The sequence below is a fragment of the Kitasatospora xanthocidica genome (genome assembly GCF_014656195.1).
GTDB lineage: Bacteria > Actinomycetota > Actinomycetes > Streptomycetales > Streptomycetaceae > Kitasatospora > Kitasatospora xanthocidica.
On record NZ_BNBY01000002.1, the window covers coordinates 237,205 to 252,421 of the forward strand.

At 72.9% G+C, this 15,217-nt stretch carries 16 protein-coding genes and 1 riboswitch; of the genes, 6 read left to right on the forward strand and 10 right to left on the reverse strand.

Translation table 11 applies throughout. The annotated features are described in order from the left end of the window. Positions 1–159: 159 nt before the first annotated feature. Complete coding sequence (locus IE332_RS04415; protein ID WP_189913747.1) at positions 160–807, forward strand: hypothetical protein; 648 nt, start codon at positions 160–162, stop codon at positions 805–807. 121 nt (positions 808–928) lie between these two features. On the opposite strand, the gene IE332_RS04420 is transcribed toward IE332_RS04415, so the two are convergent. After that, positions 929–2,164 (reverse strand): glycoside hydrolase family 16 protein, encoded by a 1,236-nt coding sequence (locus IE332_RS04420; RefSeq protein WP_229928295.1) that lies wholly within the window; start codon positions 2,162–2,164, stop codon positions 929–931. A 20-nt stretch (positions 2,165–2,184) separates the two neighbouring features. Further along, positions 2,185–2,341, reverse strand: a riboswitch (cyclic di-AMP (ydaO/yuaA leader). 371 nt (positions 2,342–2,712) lie between these two features. On the opposite strand from IE332_RS04420, the gene IE332_RS04425 reads away from it, so the two are divergent. Continuing rightward, the gene (locus IE332_RS04425; RefSeq protein WP_189913748.1) at positions 2,713–3,042 is read left to right on the forward strand and encodes a phenolic acid decarboxylase; all 330 of its coding nucleotides are present in this window, start codon (positions 2,713–2,715) and stop codon (positions 3,040–3,042) included. Between the two features lie 126 nt (positions 3,043–3,168). Here the strand turns inward: IE332_RS04425 and IE332_RS04430 are convergent, their stop codons facing one another. Beyond that, positions 3,169–4,311, reverse strand: coding sequence for an alpha/beta hydrolase (locus IE332_RS04430; RefSeq protein WP_189913749.1), 1,143 nt, complete (start codon positions 4,309–4,311; stop codon positions 3,169–3,171). 358 nt (positions 4,312–4,669) lie between these two features. On the opposite strand from IE332_RS04430, the gene IE332_RS04435 reads away from it, so the two are divergent. Next, positions 4,670–5,104, forward strand: coding sequence for a PPOX class F420-dependent oxidoreductase (locus IE332_RS04435; RefSeq protein ID WP_189913750.1), 435 nt, complete (start codon positions 4,670–4,672; stop codon positions 5,102–5,104). A 30-nt stretch (positions 5,105–5,134) separates the two neighbouring features. Here the strand turns inward: IE332_RS04435 and IE332_RS04440 are convergent, their stop codons facing one another. After that, a complete protein-coding gene (locus IE332_RS04440; RefSeq protein WP_189913751.1) occupies positions 5,135–5,755 on the reverse strand; it encodes a TetR family transcriptional regulator in 621 nt (206 codons plus the stop codon). A gap of 138 nt (positions 5,756–5,893) precedes the next feature. On the opposite strand from IE332_RS04440, the gene IE332_RS04445 reads away from it, so the two are divergent. Further along, positions 5,894–6,658, forward strand: coding sequence for an SDR family NAD(P)-dependent oxidoreductase (locus IE332_RS04445; protein WP_189913752.1), 765 nt, complete (start codon positions 5,894–5,896; stop codon positions 6,656–6,658). A gap of 73 nt (positions 6,659–6,731) precedes the next feature. On the opposite strand, the gene IE332_RS04450 is transcribed toward IE332_RS04445, so the two are convergent. The 7 genes from IE332_RS04450 to IE332_RS04480 all read right to left on the reverse strand — a co-directional run bounded on the left by IE332_RS04450 (position 6,732) and on the right by IE332_RS04480 (position 12,293). Further along, positions 6,732–7,259, reverse strand: coding sequence for a GNAT family N-acetyltransferase (locus IE332_RS04450; RefSeq protein WP_189913753.1), 528 nt, complete (start codon positions 7,257–7,259; stop codon positions 6,732–6,734). A 37-nt stretch (positions 7,260–7,296) separates the two neighbouring features. Next, positions 7,297–7,971 (reverse strand): Pr6Pr family membrane protein, encoded by a 675-nt coding sequence (locus IE332_RS04455; protein WP_189913754.1) that lies wholly within the window; start codon positions 7,969–7,971, stop codon positions 7,297–7,299. Between the two features lie 214 nt (positions 7,972–8,185). Then, on the reverse strand, positions 8,186–9,130 hold the full coding sequence (locus tag IE332_RS04460) for a phosphotriesterase family protein (protein WP_189913755.1): 945 nt from the start codon (positions 9,128–9,130) through the stop codon (positions 8,186–8,188). Beyond that, complete coding sequence (locus IE332_RS04465) at positions 9,127–9,600, reverse strand: carboxymuconolactone decarboxylase family protein (RefSeq protein WP_189913756.1); 474 nt, start codon at positions 9,598–9,600, stop codon at positions 9,127–9,129. The genes IE332_RS04460 and IE332_RS04465 overlap by 4 nt, the downstream gene beginning before the upstream one ends. Before the next feature lie 17 nt (positions 9,601–9,617). Continuing rightward, positions 9,618–10,244: a DUF4865 family protein gene (locus IE332_RS04470; RefSeq protein WP_189913757.1), complete on the reverse strand. Its 627-nt coding sequence runs from the start codon at positions 10,242–10,244 to the stop codon at positions 9,618–9,620. Positions 10,245–10,345: 101 nt separating this feature from the next. Continuing rightward, positions 10,346–10,912, reverse strand: a complete 567-nt coding sequence (locus IE332_RS04475; protein ID WP_189913758.1) for a TetR/AcrR family transcriptional regulator — start codon at positions 10,910–10,912, stop codon at positions 10,346–10,348. A gap of 361 nt (positions 10,913–11,273) precedes the next feature. Beyond that, a complete protein-coding gene (locus IE332_RS04480) occupies positions 11,274–12,293 on the reverse strand; it encodes an LLM class flavin-dependent oxidoreductase (RefSeq protein WP_189913759.1) in 1,020 nt (339 codons plus the stop codon). 440 nt (positions 12,294–12,733) lie between these two features. Between IE332_RS04480 and IE332_RS04485 the strand changes: the two genes are divergently transcribed. Together IE332_RS04485 and IE332_RS04490 are read left to right on the forward strand one after the other, a co-directional pair. Then, on the forward strand, positions 12,734–13,726 hold the full coding sequence (locus tag IE332_RS04485) for an aldo/keto reductase (protein ID WP_189913760.1): 993 nt from the start codon (positions 12,734–12,736) through the stop codon (positions 13,724–13,726). A gap of 646 nt (positions 13,727–14,372) precedes the next feature. After that, on the forward strand, positions 14,373–15,155 hold the full coding sequence (locus IE332_RS04490) for an IclR family transcriptional regulator (protein ID WP_189913761.1): 783 nt from the start codon (positions 14,373–14,375) through the stop codon (positions 15,153–15,155). Positions 15,156–15,217: the final 62 nt, after the last annotated feature.

Consider the following 15,217-nt stretch of genomic DNA (forward strand, 5'->3'; position numbering starts at 1 on the left):
CGCGCTCCGGCGGGGAGACCCGCGCGTCCTCCATTCGGGCGGACGGCGAGCGGGGCGGATCGGGTTACCCCTCGGTCGCGACGGCGGCTCGGCCACGCTGATCCCGGACGCGGCCCGCGACGGTGTGGGCCGCCGGAGCACGAGAGCACGGTGACCGGGATGAAGCACCAGGATGTACGGGGCGTCGCACGGGGTGGAACGGAGTCGCGTGGCGGCGCGAGGAGCAGGAGGTTCGGCGGGGCCGGGCTGGTCGCGGCCGTGACGGCGGGCTGCGCGGTGGCGATGCTGGCCACCAGCCCGTCCTGGGCACTGCGCCGGCCGGAGCCCCGTCCGGCGGTGGACGTCGTCGCACCGGGCGCGCCGGGAACGTCCGCCGCCCCCGAGGTCTCCACCCTGCCCGCCCTCGCGGCCAAGCCGTCCGACTCCGACCTGGAGGTGGTCCAGCTCGACCCGGACCCGGCACCGCCCGGCGGCCGCACGACCATCCACGCCTTCATCGCCAACCTGGGCCCGGACACCACCGCCTCCCCGGTCACGGTCGTGGTCACCCTGCCGGAGGGAGTGACGCCTGACCCCCCGTTCTTCCCCACCGACTGCGAGGTGTTCCAGAACGGCCACCGGGTGCGCTGTGTCTTCGGGCCCGGACTGAAGGAAGGCCGCAGCGCCACCGCGCTCATCCCGGTGCGCCTCTCCGACGACATCGCGTTCGGCTCGCACGAGGGCTTCGTCGCGCTGCGCAGCCCGGACGACCGGAACGGGAACAACAACCGGCAGCCGTTCGACCTCAAGGTGGTCGAGACGGCCTAGGGTCCCTGAACCAGGTTCGCCCCACCGGGTGCCGGGCGCCGGCGAGCGGCTGCCGGCCTCCGGCCCCGGTGGGGCGGTCCTACGGGTTAGCGATCACCGGTCACCGGTCACCCGCCGCCGGTCAGCGGTAGACGCGGACGTAGTCGGCGGCCATGGTGATCGGGGTGGTCCCCTGCGGCGCGGGGTGGTACTTCCCGGCGCACACCGAGAGGTTGAGGATCAGGTACGCCGACCAGTTGGCGCCGACGCCCTTGCCGTCCGAGTGGACCTTCACGCCGTTGACGTACCAGTCCACGGAGGTGGCGCCGTAGTAGGTGCCGATGGTCACCCACTGGTCCTTCGCGACGGCGCTCGCGTCGGTGTAGTACTTCGGGGTGCTGGGGTTGACGTGGTTGGTCAGCTCCAGCAGGTTCGGGTTGTCGGGGTGGTACTCGAAGGAGTCGATCTCCCCGTTGCCGTTCTTCCAGGTCCACAGGGCGGGCCAGGCTCCGGTGCCGGCCGGCAGCTTGACCCGGGTCTCGGCGTAGTCGCCGGTCTTGACCTGGAAGCCCTCGCTGGAGCCCTCGGTGGTCAGGAAGCCGGTGTTCCAGGCCTGCTTGCCGTTCTCCAGGGTGTTGGAGCCGGGCGCGGCGGTGAAGGTGGCGACCCCGTTGGCGACGCTGACGTTGTTCTTGTTCAGCCAGTCCAGCTTGTTGTCGTCCGGATTGTGGTTGCCGTAGTGGTACGAGCTGCTCTTGTCGCCGACCCAGCGCTGACCCCAGGAGATCCCGCTGTTGAACTCGTCGGACCAGGTCAGCGACTTGCCGGCGACCGGGGAGGACGGCGCCGGGGTGGTCGGGGTCGCGGTGGCGCTCGGCGTCGGGGTGGGGCTCGGCGCCGGGGCCGGGGTGGCGGCGGTCGAGACCACGAGCTGCTGCGCGGGCAGGTTGTGCCAGGCGCCCGCCTGGTCCTGCCAGAAGCCGAACTGGGTGTACGTCCCGGCGGGCAGGGTGCGCGCACCGCTGGTGAAGTTCACCCCGCCCGGGCAGATCTGCAGGTTGGAGGCGTTACCGGGGAAGTCCAGGTTGGTGCCGCGCGCGTCGCGCACGCCGACGCCCACGGTCTTCGCGGTGAAGCAGGCCGAGGAGTGCAGGGCGAGCGAGGCCGTGGTGGCCTTGCCCGCGACCATGGTGGCCGGGGCGAGACGGTCCTGGGTGACGGTGGGCGCGGTGGCGGCCTGGGCACCGGTGACGGAGGGCACTCCGAGCAGTCCGGCGCCGCTGATGGCGAGCGCCCCGGTGGCGGCGAAGGCGGCGTTGCGGCCGCGGCGGGAGGAACGGGCGGCGTGGCGCGGCGCGTGGCGCCGGGCAGCAGGCATCGATATACGCATGTGGTGGCCTCTGCGACGCCTGCGAGGTTAGCTGTCGGGTTCGGGCTGCAGTTGCCCGGCCGCCTGTGGAGCGGCTTCACCCCTAGCCTCGACCCGTACGCGCGAGCGCACGGGGCCGGGCGCCGACCTTGGTTCCCCCGCCCCTGTCCGCTGTGGTGCTCGGTGACCCGTCGGCGAGTGGACAGGACTCGGCGTCCCGGCGACGGGGTCCGCGGAGGCGGACGGTCGTTGCAGGCTAGGCAGGCCGTACGTGAACGGACAACTTCCTCGGGCCGGTTGTCGTGCAGCTCACAGTGGTGTCGATCAACGACGCTGCGTGGTGGCCGAGTTGATCACCTCGCGCGGCCCAGTGGTGGCCGGGCTTCGGGCCGGCGCGGTGGCCCCGCTGCGGCCCGGCTGCGGTCGCGATCCGCACCGTGGCCGGGCCACACCGTGACAAAGATCTGACCGAATTCACCCGGTCGGATAAATTGGAGGCCTGACATCTTCCGCAGTGCACAAGAGCACCGAACCCCGAAACGAGGAGCCGCCCCACCATGACCGTGTCCCTGCCCGCCTTCGCCGGCCGCACCTACGTCTTCCGGGCCGACAACGGCGCGGCCTTCCGCAACACCTACTCGGCCGACGGCACGCGGCTGCGCTGGGAGGGCCTCGGCGAGTCCGCGGGCCAGTGGGAGGACGTGCGACTGCACGTCGCCGAGGTCGCGCCGGGGATCTACTTCGTCAGCTGGACGGAGCAGAGCGGGATCACCGTCAGTCATGTGATGGACCTCAACGCGCAGACGGTCCGGGCGTTCTGGACCTTCGAGGGCGAGGGCGGCCGGGTCGGGCAGCTGCACACCGGCACGCTGGAGCGGGTGGCCTGAACCGCCTGACGACCGAACCCCCGGGGCCGCGGGCTCCGGGGGTTCGGTCTGTTCGCTCTGTTCGCTCTGTTCGCTCTGGTCGGACGCTTCGGTCTGTTCGGACGGTCGGCGGCCGGGCGGTCCAGGTCAGACGGTCTGGTTCGGCACCTTGAGGTGCTGGGACATCCACTCCAGCGAGGACGGCAGCAGCGCGCTCCAGGTCTCGAAGTTGTGGCCGCCGTTCTCCAGCATGCTGTACGAGACCTTCATCGGGCTCTGCACCGCGTCGACGAAGGCCTCGGTCTCCCGCCGGTAGTCGCCGTCGCCCTTCTTGGTGCCGGCGAGCAGCACGGACACCTTCGGCGGCGGCAGGTTCTTCAGCCGCCACATCAGGTTGGCCTCGTCCCGGCGCTGCTTGCTGCCGCCGAACAGGTCACCCGTGGTCGGGTCGTCGGCGGCGTCGTAGTAGGCCGAGAGGGCGACGGCCGTCGGGAAGACGTCCGGGTGGCGCATGGCCAGCTTGAGCGCGCAGTAGCCGCCGGTCGAGTTGCCCATGAAGGCCCAGGCCTGCGGGTCGGACGAGACCCGGTAGCTGGCCTGGATCGCCGAGGGCACGTCCTTGGTGAAGTACGTGTCGGACTGCGCGCCGTTCGGGATGTCCTCGCACTCGGTGTCCTGCGGCAGCGCGGGCGAGGGACGCATCAGGACCATGACGGTCGGCTGCATCCGGCCCTCCTGCAGCAGCTTGAGCGCCGCGCCCGGGTAGTTGAAGCGGGTGATCAGGTTCTCGGCGATCCCCGGGAATCCGGTGCTGACGATCACGGCCGGAAACTGCTTCTGCGCGTACTCCGGCTGGAAGTACTGCGGGGGCAGGAAGACGTAGCCCTCGGTGGACAGCCGGCTGACCGCGCCGTCGATCCGGACCTTGCGGATCTCGCCGGACTGGCTGGGCTCACGGCCCATCGCACCGCCACCCTTGACCGCGGCGTGGCCGATCGTCTCCACCACGAGCCGGCCGGCGGCGTCCGCCTTGTTGTGGATCACCACCGGGCCGGTCTGGCCGGTGCCCAGCAAGTCGTCCCAACTGCTGTAGAAGGCGAAGTAGTTGTTCGCCACTAGGCCGAGCGCCGCGAGCACCGTGAGCTGGGTGGCGAACAGCGCGCCGATCCGGCCGAGCACCGCCTGCCAGGACTTCTTGGCCAGCCTGGGCCACAGCCAGACCGTACCCCCCATCACCAGGAGGGCGATCACTACGGTCAGCGCCAACACCTTGTGGCTCGTCAGACCCATGTCCTACTTGCTCCCACGCCTCGAACTCCAGTCCCCTCCGCTGGGGACATCCGAGGAGGTCACCCCGGTTCCCCCGCCGGGACGCGAGGACCAACCCTAGCGCTACCTGGGAGAAGGCCCGCGAGTCTGGGAGTTCGCGAGGAACGGATGACAGCGGACGGATGACAGATGACAGCTGACAACTTTCGAAATCTGAAAGCTGAAATCTGAATTCTGTCAGCTGTCACCCGTCCGCCGTGACCCGTCCGCTGTGACCCGTCCGCCATCGGGTTGGCCCGGGCGACGACGGGGGAACGAACCGATGCGAGCCGGCGCAGCCCGGCGCGAACCGGTACGGGCCCGACACAGGAGGCGACCGATGGGCGGCTGGACGGCGGAGATCAGGGCCCGGGTACGGGAGCCGCGGATCTGGTACGTGGCGACCACCGGGGTGGACGGCGCCCCGCACGTCACACCGATGTGGGTGGACCTGGCGGACGACCGGGTGTTCTTCAACACCACCATCGGCCGGGTCAAGGAGCGGAACCTCCGCCGCGACCCCCGCGTCTGCCTCTCCCACGCGGACCCGACCGACCCGTACGACCGCATCCAGATCCACGGCCGGGCCGTCGAGTTCGTGACCGGCGACACGGCCGACCGCCAGATGGACCGCCTCGCGCACAAGTACCTCGGCGTGGACCGCTACGGGTGGGGCATCCCGGGCGAGCGGCGGGTCACCGTGTTCGTCGAGCCCACCCGGATCCGCCGGGTCGTCGGCGTCGAGCCCCTGCCCGCCACCCACCGGGCCGACTGACCCCGCCTTCGCCCGCCGGCCCCTGGGGGCTCAGGACACCCGCCCCCAGAGCCGCAGCCCCGCCGTGAGCTCCCGCATGCAGCGCGCGCCCAGGTCCTGCGGGGAGCCCGGGCCGGTGGCGGGGGCGTCGGAGGTGGCCCACTGCTCCAGGGCCACCCGGATCGCCGCGGTGGCCGCGGCGGCGGCCAGCCGGATCTCCAGCGGATCGGTGCCCCGCGGGCAGCGTTCGGCGAGGACGGCCCGCAGCCGTTCCTCCGAGTCGGCGTGGACCCGCTGCCAGGTTCCCTCCAGCCGCGGGTCGCGCAGCAGGCTGCGGGTCCACTGCATCATCTCCGCGCCCGCCTCGTCGGGCGGCGTCAGCGACGCGACCGCCGCGCGCTCCAGCGCCTCGCGCAGCGGCAGGTCGTCCGGGCTGTCGGCGAGCTGGTCGACCCACTGCCGTCCGCCGGCCGCGAGCAGCGGGGCGACGGCGTCCTCCTTGACGGAAAAGTACCGGTAGAAGGTGCGCAGCGAGATGCCCGCGGCGAGCGCGATCTCTTCGGCGGTGGTCGATTCCGCCCCCTGCTCGGCGAAGAGCGCGGCGGCGGTGCGGGCGATCTCCAGCCGGGTGGCGTCACGGCGGCGCTGGTTCAGGGTCGGGCGTCCGGTCACGGGGTCAGCCTACGCGGGCGAATGCCACTGTGGCACTCCACGCCGAGTTGGCACGACAAGACTTTTTGGCACGTCGTGCCAAGTAGGCGTACCGTGCCGCCAGAGGTCGAGAGACCACGAACGGAACGGAGTACCACCATGGAGCGCTTCAGCGGACGGAACGTCCTGATCACCGGCGGTGGCTCGGGCATCGGCCAGGCGACCGCGCACCGGATCCTCGCCGAGGGCGGGAACGTCGTCGCCGTCGACGTCAACGAGGACGGTCTGAAGAAGACCCTGGACCGCGCGACCACCGACGGCACTGCGGACCGCCTGGCCATCCGGGTCCTGGACATCTCCGACGAGGCCGCCGTCGTCGCGGGCGTCGCCGAGGCGGTCGCCGCCCTGGGCGGCCTGGACGTCCTGGTCAACGCGGCCGGAATCCTCCGCGCCTCGCACACCCACGAGACCAGCCTGGAGTTCTGGAACACGCTCCTCGCGGTGAACCTCACCGGCACCTTCCTGATGACCCGCGAGGCGCTCCCCGCGCTGCTCGCCGCCGGCAAGGGCGTGGTGGTCAACTTCAGCTCCACCTCCGCGAGCTTCGCCCACCCCTACATGGCCGCGTACGCCGCGACCAAGGGCGGCATCCAGTCCTTCACCCACGCCATCGCCTCGGAGTACTCGAAGCAGGGCCTGCGCGCGGTCTGCGTCGCCCCGGGCAGCATCGACAGCGGCATGACCAACAACCCCGGCCTGCCCGCCGACACCGACTTCAGCCTGCTCGCCAAGCTCGCCCCCGCCCTCGGCCAGGGCTTCGCGGGCCCGGAGACGGTGGCCGGCGTGATCGCCATGCTCGCCTCCGACGACGGCGCCTTCGTGACCGGTACCGAGCTCCGCATCGACGGCGGCACGCACATGTGACCCAGCCCGCCCACGCGGTCCCGAACGGCGGGGGCCCGTGCCGTCCCCCGTACGGCGCGGGCCCCGCACGGCGTCAGCGGAGGGGCTTTGACAGGCGGATCTCCCGGCCGCCCGCGCCCGCGACGGCCTCCGTACCCTCGCCCGCGTCCGCTTCGGTGGGCGTGAGCGGGGTGAAGCCGTGGCGGCGGTAGAGGACGAGGGCGGCGGTGTTCCCGGGGAGGACGCCGAGGTGGAGGGTGGTGCCGCCGCCGGCACGGGCCCAGTGCTCGACCTCCTCGATCAGCCGGTCGGCGACGCCCCGGCCGCGCGCCCGCGGGGCGACCCACAGCGAGCGCAGCTCCCGTACGCCCTCGGGCGACCCGAGGACCCCGCCGACGAGGCCGACCGGGGTGGCGGGCGCTGTGCCTGGGACGTCGTCCAGGAAGGCGGCGACGTGGTGGGCGCCCGGGAGGTGGAGCCGGGCCCGCCAGCGTTCCTCGCCGCCGTCGTGCCACTCGGCGAGGCCGTACGTGAAGGCGTACGGCGCGTCGGTCAGGGCCGCGAGGCGGAGGTCGCGCCAGAGCGGCCAGTCGGCGGTCGTGAGGGTTCGGAGTGTCACCATGGCCGATCACCGTAGACCGGACCGCGTCGGGTGATCGTCAGCCCGTTCGGGCCCGGGCGTGACGGCCCCTCGGGAGCGTGCCGCCGCGGGCGTCGCGCCGGTCGGCGAGGGTGTTGCCCGCCGCGGCGACGGCGGCCCCGGCCAGGAGGAAGGCCACCGTCATCAGGAAGCAGGCCCCGGCCACCCGGCGGTAGCCGCCGTGCAGCCGCGGGTCGAGGAACGGGTACGGGTACCAGTCGACGGCGTGGCCGCGCAGCAGGACGTACGCCAGGTACAGCAGCGGAAGCCCCAGCCAGCCGAGCACGACCGCCGGGCGTACCCGCCGCACCGGCGGGTCGACCAGCCAGTCGGCGAGCACCAGGAGCGGCACCACCCGGTGCAGCACGTCACCCACCCACGGGATCACCAGGTGCTCCGGGTACGTCGCCAGCAGCGTGCCGAAGGCCAGCCCGGTGATCGCCAGGTAGAGCACCACCGCCCCGCGCACCTCGTCCGGCACCGGGCGGCGGCCGGCCAGGCCCGCCCAGCCGCCGTAGCCCAGGACGGCGAGGCCGGCCAGGTTGCTCAGGTTGGTGAAGGAGCCGGAGAAGTTCAGCACCCCGGTGGGGTCGTTCGCCGCGCGGTAGCCGGAGAAGCAGAGGGCGACGGCGGCGAGGGCCGCGACGGCGAGTCGGGCGGGCGCGAGCCACGCGTGGACCGGTGGTGCGGGCATCGTCGGATCCGCCTCTCTGCGAGCGCCCCTCCCCCGGTCGTCCGGTCATCCGGTCCGTACGGTCGTCCGATCATCCGGTTGTCCGGCCGTACGGTCGTCCGGCGGGAGGGCTACTCGGATTCAAACCCGGGCGGGCGGAGTCGGCCACAGGAGCCGGCCCGAGCCTCGCGGCGGCTTCGGCGGGGCGCGCCCCCGGGCAGCGGCCGGGTCGGGCTCACGGGGTGCGCCAGTCGGCGGCGAAGGCCGTGGCCGGGTTGGTGGTGAGGAGCAGTTCGGTCAGCTCCGGGCCGAAGGTGCGGGCCAGTCGCGGGGCGAGGTCGGTGAGCAGCCGGACCGGGCCGCCGGCCTGCCGGGCGGTACGGGTGGTGGTGTCGGCGCCGAGGAGCAGCCGGTCGGCGTGGCCCGCCTCGACCAGGTCGGCGATGACGTCGAAGGCCTGGAGGTCGGCGGGGTGGCCCGCCCGGGAGGGGCTGTCCAGCGCGAGGTGGACGCCCTCGGCGGCGAGGCCGCGGTACACGGCGCGGTCCGGGAAGCGGGTGAGGTGCCCGAGGATGATCCGGTCGGGCCGGACGCCGTGCCGGCCGCTCAGCCGGACCAGGACCTCGTGCGGATCGCCCTCCGGTTCGAGGTGGACGGCGATCGGCGCTCCGGTGGCGTGGTGCGCCTCGGCGGCCGCGGCCATCGTGCGGTGGGTGTGCGGGGTGGTGCGCCCCGGGTCGTCCGCGACCTTGATCAACCCGGCGCGGACGCCCTCGGCCGCACCCGGCAGTCCGGCGGTGATGTCGGCGACGAAGCGCTCGGCGAGGTCCTCGGAGGCGGACGTGTCGGGGACGTCGGGGCTGTTGACGGCGGGGTCGGCGCCCCGCGTGTAGTGGACCGCCTGGTGCGCCCCCGTGGCGGCGACGATGTGGACGCCGGTCGTCCGGGAGAGCGCGGCGAGGGCGTCGGCGCCCCGGCCCATGCCCCTCGGAGTCCACTGGACGAAGGAGCGGCCACCGGCGGCCGCGAAGGCCCGCAGGACCTCCTCGGCGGCGGCCGGGTCGTCCAGCTCCTGGCCGGCGAGCAGCGGGCTGCGGATGAAGAGGTGGTCGTGGGAGTCGGTGACGCCGAGGTCGGCGGGCGCGAGGTCGCCGAGGACGGTCCGGACGGTGCGGCTCATGCCTGCTCCTTCGGGGCTTCGGTGGGCGCGGTGGCTGTGGTGGCTGAGCCGGCGCCGGCCGTGGCGGCTTCGGCGTAGGTGGCGGTCGCGACGCGCAGGCCGGCCAGGGCCTTGGGGAGGCCGACGTACGGGGCGAGGTGGACCATGACCTCGGTGATCTCCTCCGGTGTCAGGCCGATCCGCAGGCTGTAGCGGACGTGGTCGGCGAGCTGGGGCTCCACGCCGCCGAGCGCGGTGAGTGCGGCGAGGTTGGCCACCTGGCGGTCGCGCAGGGCGAGTCCGGGCCGCTGGTAGGTGCCGCCGAAGAGGCTGGTGACGATCCAGTCGGGGAACCCGGGGGCGAGGGCGTCCAGGCCGCCGAGGGCGGTGGCGGAGGCCGGGCCGGCGAGTTCGGCGAGCAGGGCGTAGCCGGCTTCGCGGTCCGACGGGGCGGGGGCGAGGTCGGCCGGGATCGGTGTGGTGGGAGTCATCGGGACAGCGGGTCCTTTCACCAGTGGCGGCCGGCCGGCAGCCGGTCGAGTTCGGGGCGGGAGAGGTGCAGCACCTGGTAGCGGGCACCGGGCACGTCCTCCGGGGCGGGGCCGTGCCAGAGGGCGAGGGTGAGCAGTTCCCAGCGGCTCGGGTCCACGGCGACGGCGGCGGTGTGCAGGGCCGGGTGCGCGGGGAGTTCGGCGAGCGCCCGCTCGACGGCCTCGGCCGGGTCGACGCCCTCCGGCAGCCGTACGGTGTCGCGGGTCGCGGTGGTCGGGGCGGCTTCGGCGGTTCCGGCGGCTCCGGCGGTTCCGGCCCTGGTCTCGGCCGCCTCCGCCGCGCTGCCGCGGGCCAGGCCGGCGCCGAGCCAGTGGTGGACGGCGGGGCGGCCGAAGTCGGCGCTCAGGCCCCGGAAGCCCGGGCCCCAGAGGAAGCTGTTCATGCCCTCGGCGGTGCGCCAGAGGTAGAACGGCGCGTACTGGTTGACCGGCGACCCCTGGTGGCCGCGCTCACGGACCAGGTACGCCTTGAGGCCGAGGCCGGGGTGGGCGTCGAGCAGATGGCCCTTGTCGGCGACCCGCTTGCGGATGACGCCCATGTCGTAGTCGGCGGGGAGGGTGATCTCGTACTGCATGGCGTGCACGGCGGGACTCCTCGGGTCGGTGCGGCAGACCGTTCGTCGGGCGCGGTGCCGGGGTCGTCAGGTCGTCAGGTCGACATGACCTCGGGCCTCACGGCGCGGCGTCAGCCCGTGCGGTGGGCCGCGAGCAGGCCGAGGGCGCCGCGGACGGCCCGGTCGAAGGGCTCGGCGCTGTCCGCGGCCCGGGCCAGCACGTAGCCGCCCTGGACGACGGCGACCACCGCGGCGGCGGTGTCCGCCGGATCCAGGCCGGGAGCGAACTCACCGTCCGCCTGCCCCTCGGCGACCAGGTCGGCGATCCGGCCGCGCAGCCAGTCGAAGGTCTCCTCGACGGGGGCACGCAGCTGCGGGTCGGCGACGACGTCCGGGTCCTGGGCCATCCGGCCGATCCGGCAGCCGCGCAGGACGTCGCGGTCGCGGCGCAGGTACGCGGCGATGCGCTCGTACGCGGTGCCGGGGGCGCCGAGGTCGGCCTCGGCGATGCCCCGCAGCTGCTCGGCGCTGCGGCGCAGGGCGGCGGCCGCGAGGTCGGGCTTGCCGGTGAAGTGGTGGTACATGCTGCCCTGGCCGACGCCGGAGCGCTGCTGGATGGCCTTCGGGCTGGTGCCGACGTAGCCGCGTTCCCAGAGGAGGTCCTGGGTGCTCTCGATGAGACGGTCCTGAGTGCTCATGTGGATCACTGTACATACCAGTAGGTACAGAAGGCTAGTGGTATCGCGGATCCGGTTTCCGACCCGGACCACCCCGAGCCGAGACCGCCCGAGCCGGTCCGAGCCGGCCCAGGACGGTCCGAGACGGTCCGAGCCGGCCCAGGACGGTCCGAGACGGCCCGGCTGTCGGCGGCCGGGCGAAGACGGAGGGCCGTGCGCCGCCCCCCGGCGGCCACGGCCCCTCGACCGTTCGTCATCCCCCGCACCGCCGACCGGCATTCCGGTGCGACCGGTGGCGCGCGTCACGTCACCCACGGTGGCCGGCGTCACGCCGAGTAGGGGGGTGCACGGCGCGCTGCGCGGGCGGACGGCGGAGCGCCGACTACGGGAGTTCGCGCCGGATCACGGGGGCCACCTCGGCCGCGAACAGCTCGAGTTGCTCGCGCTGCGCTCCCTCCGTAAGCGCGTCCACCCCGATGCCGACCACCTCGTTGCCGAAGGCCTCGTGGTAGCGGTGGATCTTCTCGACCACCTGCTGCGGACTGCCGACCAGCGCCGATCCGTGCTCCAGCGCATCCTCCAGCGAGCCGAACGGCGAGTTGTTGTGACGGCCGGCGGCCGAGGCGAACAGCGCGTTCCAGTACGGGCGGTAGCCCTCGACGGCGTCCTGCGAGCGCTTCGCGACGTACAGCCCGCCGAAGCCCGCGCCCACCCGGGCCGACTTCGGGTCGTGCCCGTAGTGCGCCCAGCGCTCGCGGTAGTGCTCGACCAGCGAGCGGTACTTCTCCAACGGGTGGAAGGAGTTGGCGGAGAAGAGCGGGTCGCCGTGGCGGGCGGCGAGGTCGGTGGACCGGGTACTGGTGGCACTGCCGTGCCAGACCGGGATCGGATCCTGGAGCGGGCGCGGGGAGACGGCGGCCTCGTCGAGCGGCGGGCGGGTCGACCCCCGCCAGGTCACCTTCTCCTCGCGCCAGAGCCGGCGCAGCAGTTCGTAGTTCTCGGCGAGCGCCTCCCACTGGCGCTCCTCGGGCAGGCCGAACAGGCCGAAGTGGCGCGGGTCGTTGCCCTTGCCGATGATCAACTCAAGTCGGCCACCCGATAGTTGGTCGAGCATCCCGTAGTCCTCGGCGACCCGGACCGGATCGAGGACGCTGAGCACCGTCACCGTGGTGAACAGCCGGATGGTGGAGGTGCGGGCGGCGATGGCGCTCAGCAGCACGGGCGGCGCCGGGGAGAGGAAGGGTTCGCCGTGCCGCTCCCCCACGCCGTAGCCGTCGTAGCCGAGTTGCTCGGCGAGGACCGCCTGGTCGATGACGCTCTGCAGCTTCTGCCGTGGGGTGCGCAGGACTCCGGTGACCGGGTCGGGGGTGTTGGCGACGAGGGACGAGACGGTGAACCGCACGGCGGTCTCCTTGGAAGGCTCGGAGGGGGCTCGGGGTCGACTGAGCCGGGGCCGACCGGGCTCGGGGCCGGATGGGCTCAGGGCCGGATGGGCTCGGGCTCAGGTTCGGACGTCGGTGGGCCGCCGGAAGCGCAGGGGTGCGGTGCGACGGCCCGGGGCTGCGCTCGCGCGGCCGGCACCGGCGGAGTCACTGACGGACCGGGGCGCCGGAACGCCCGGGCGCGATGTCAGCGCGCGGTGCCGCGGTGGCGGCGACAACAACAGCGGGGCGAGGTGGGCGCGGAGGGAACGGCGGCGACGGCGAGAACCGCGGATACGGCCAGCACTGCCCTCACGCCTCCCCCTCACCTCGTGCGCACACGGTCCTCCGCGAGGATAAGCACCGGTCAGAAGCGGGGCAAGGCCTTGCCCGGACGCGTCCGGCTGGCAAGATGTCCGGCATGAGCTACCTCGCCGCGGATGACCGCTATGCCTCCATGACCTACCGGAAGGCCGGGCGCAGTGGCGTCCAGCTGCCCGCCGTCTCGCTCGGGCTCTGGCACAACTTCGGTGACGCCCAGCCGCTGGAGGTGCAGCGGGCCGTGCTCCGCCGGGCCTTCGACCGGGGCGTCACCCACTTCGACCTGGCGAACAACTACGGCCCGCCGTACGGCAGTGCCGAGCGCAACTTCGGCTACCTGTTCGCCCAGGACTTCCGGCCGTACCGGGACGAGCTGTTCATCGCGACCAAGGCCGGCTACGACATGTGGCCCGGCCCGTACGGCAACGGTGGCAGCCGCAAGTACCTGCTGGCCAGCCTCGACCAGTCGCTGGACCGGATGGGGCTGGACTACGTCGACGTCTTCTACTCGCACCGCTACGACCCGGACACCCCCATCGAGGAGACGATGGGGGCCCTGGACAGCGCGGTGCGCTCGGGCAGGGCGCTGTACGCCGCGATCTCCAACTACCCGGCGGAGCAGCACCGGGAGGCGGTGGCGATCCTGCGGGAGCTGGGCACGCCGGTGCTGATGAACCAGTCGGCGTACTCGATCCTCAACCGGTCCGTCGAGGACGGCGGCGTGCTGGACGCGGTGGGCGACACCCGGACCAGCCTGATCGCCTACTCGCCGCTGGCGCAGGGGCTGCTGACGGACCGCTACCTCTCCGGCGAGGTACCGACGGGCTCGCGGATGTCGGTCGGGAAGTTCCTGACCGAGGAGACGCTGACCGAAACGAAGCTGGAGCAGCTGCGGGCGCTGAACAAGATCGCCGAGGGGCGCGGGCAGACGCTGGCGCAGCTGGCGCTGAGCTGGGTGCTGCGGGACCCGCGCGTCGTGTCGGTGATCATCGGCGCCAGCAGCGTGCGGCAGCTGGACCAGAACCTCGACGCGCTGGCCGGAGGACCGCTGACGGCGGAGGAGCTGGCGGAGATCGACCGGCTGAGCCGCTGAGCTTGCTCGTGGACGGGTGACAGCCGACGGGTGACAGATGACAGCTGACAGATTCTGAAATCTGAACTCTGTTATCTGTCGGCTGTTATCTGTCGGCTGAACGCTGTCCGTCGTCGGCGGTCCGGCACCGCGTCCACCGCGCCGTCCCGCAGCACGGCCAGTTCGGCCGACCGCCGCCCGGACGGCCGGGACGTCGACGAGTTCGGCGTCGTCGAGGGTGAGCCCGGCGAGCCCGCGGACGCCGAGGACGCCGCGGAGGCCGCGGAGGCCGCGGAGGGTCATGGCTCGCCAGAAATCTGCGCCTATTCCATGATGTGGGAATGGATAGCGATCCCGGTCACGGTGGGCACTGGGCAACGGGTGAACCGGCGGGCATGGAGATGCCGGTCGGCGACAACACCCGCGGGGATGCAGACGCTGGCAGGACGTCACAGCGCCACCCCTTCCTACGAGTTGGGGGATCGCGCAGCCGACGAAGGCGAGGTCACGGGCTGTCGGGGCAAGAATGTGCCACGTTATGGGATCAGTTGATCATCAACGCCATTCCATCGCAACGTCATCGACACATTCCCGAAGCACTGGCTGCCCTACGCTGAGACTCCCTCCGGCGGACCGGCCGGGGTCCCGAACAGAAACCCGAGGTGTCATGGCCGAGGCCGCCACCGCCGTCCAGAGCCCGCCGGCCGGTGCGCAGGCCGTCCAGCGCGCGCTCGGGCTGCTGCACTGCTTCCACGACAACGGCCCCGACCTGAGCGCCTCCGACCTGGCCCGCCGCATGGGCCTCTCGGTCTCCACCGCACACCGGCTGGCCCGCACGCTGGTCAGCGCCGGATTCCTGGAGCAGGACGAGCAGACCGTCCGCTACCGGCTCGGCCCGGCCGTCGCCGAACTCGGCCAACTCAGCTTCCACCAGCGCGGACTGCACCTGGCCGCGCCCGAGCTGGAGGTGCTCTCCCGGCGCACCAAGGCGACGGCGGACCTCGCTATCCGCAGCGGCCCGCACGCGGTGATCCTGGTCGGCGGCTCCGTCCGCCCGGACACCGGGCTGGGCCTGCGCCGCCCGTTGCACTCGACGGCGCTCGGCAAGGTCCTGCTGGCCTGGCCCCGCCCGGGCGAGGCGGCGACATCCACGCTCGGCCCGCTGCGCTCCTTCACCGACCGTACGATCACCGAACCGGCGCTCCTGGAGGAGGAGTTGGCCAGGGTACGGGCCGCCGGGTACGCGCTGAACGACGGCGAGTCGGCCGCCGGGGTGCGGACGGTGGCCGTCCCCGTCCTGGACGTCGCCGGGCAGGCCCGCTTCGCGCTCGCGGTCCGTTCGACCCCCGCGCACCTCACCGACGACCGGGTGGACTGGTTCCTTGGATACGCCCGCGGTTGCGCCGACGCCCTCGCCGTCCTCCTCCTACCGCCGGGCCAGCGCGCCTGACAATTCTCTGACGGCTCGTCAAAATGACTGCAGCGGCGGCCCGTCCACACCAGTCGGAGGTG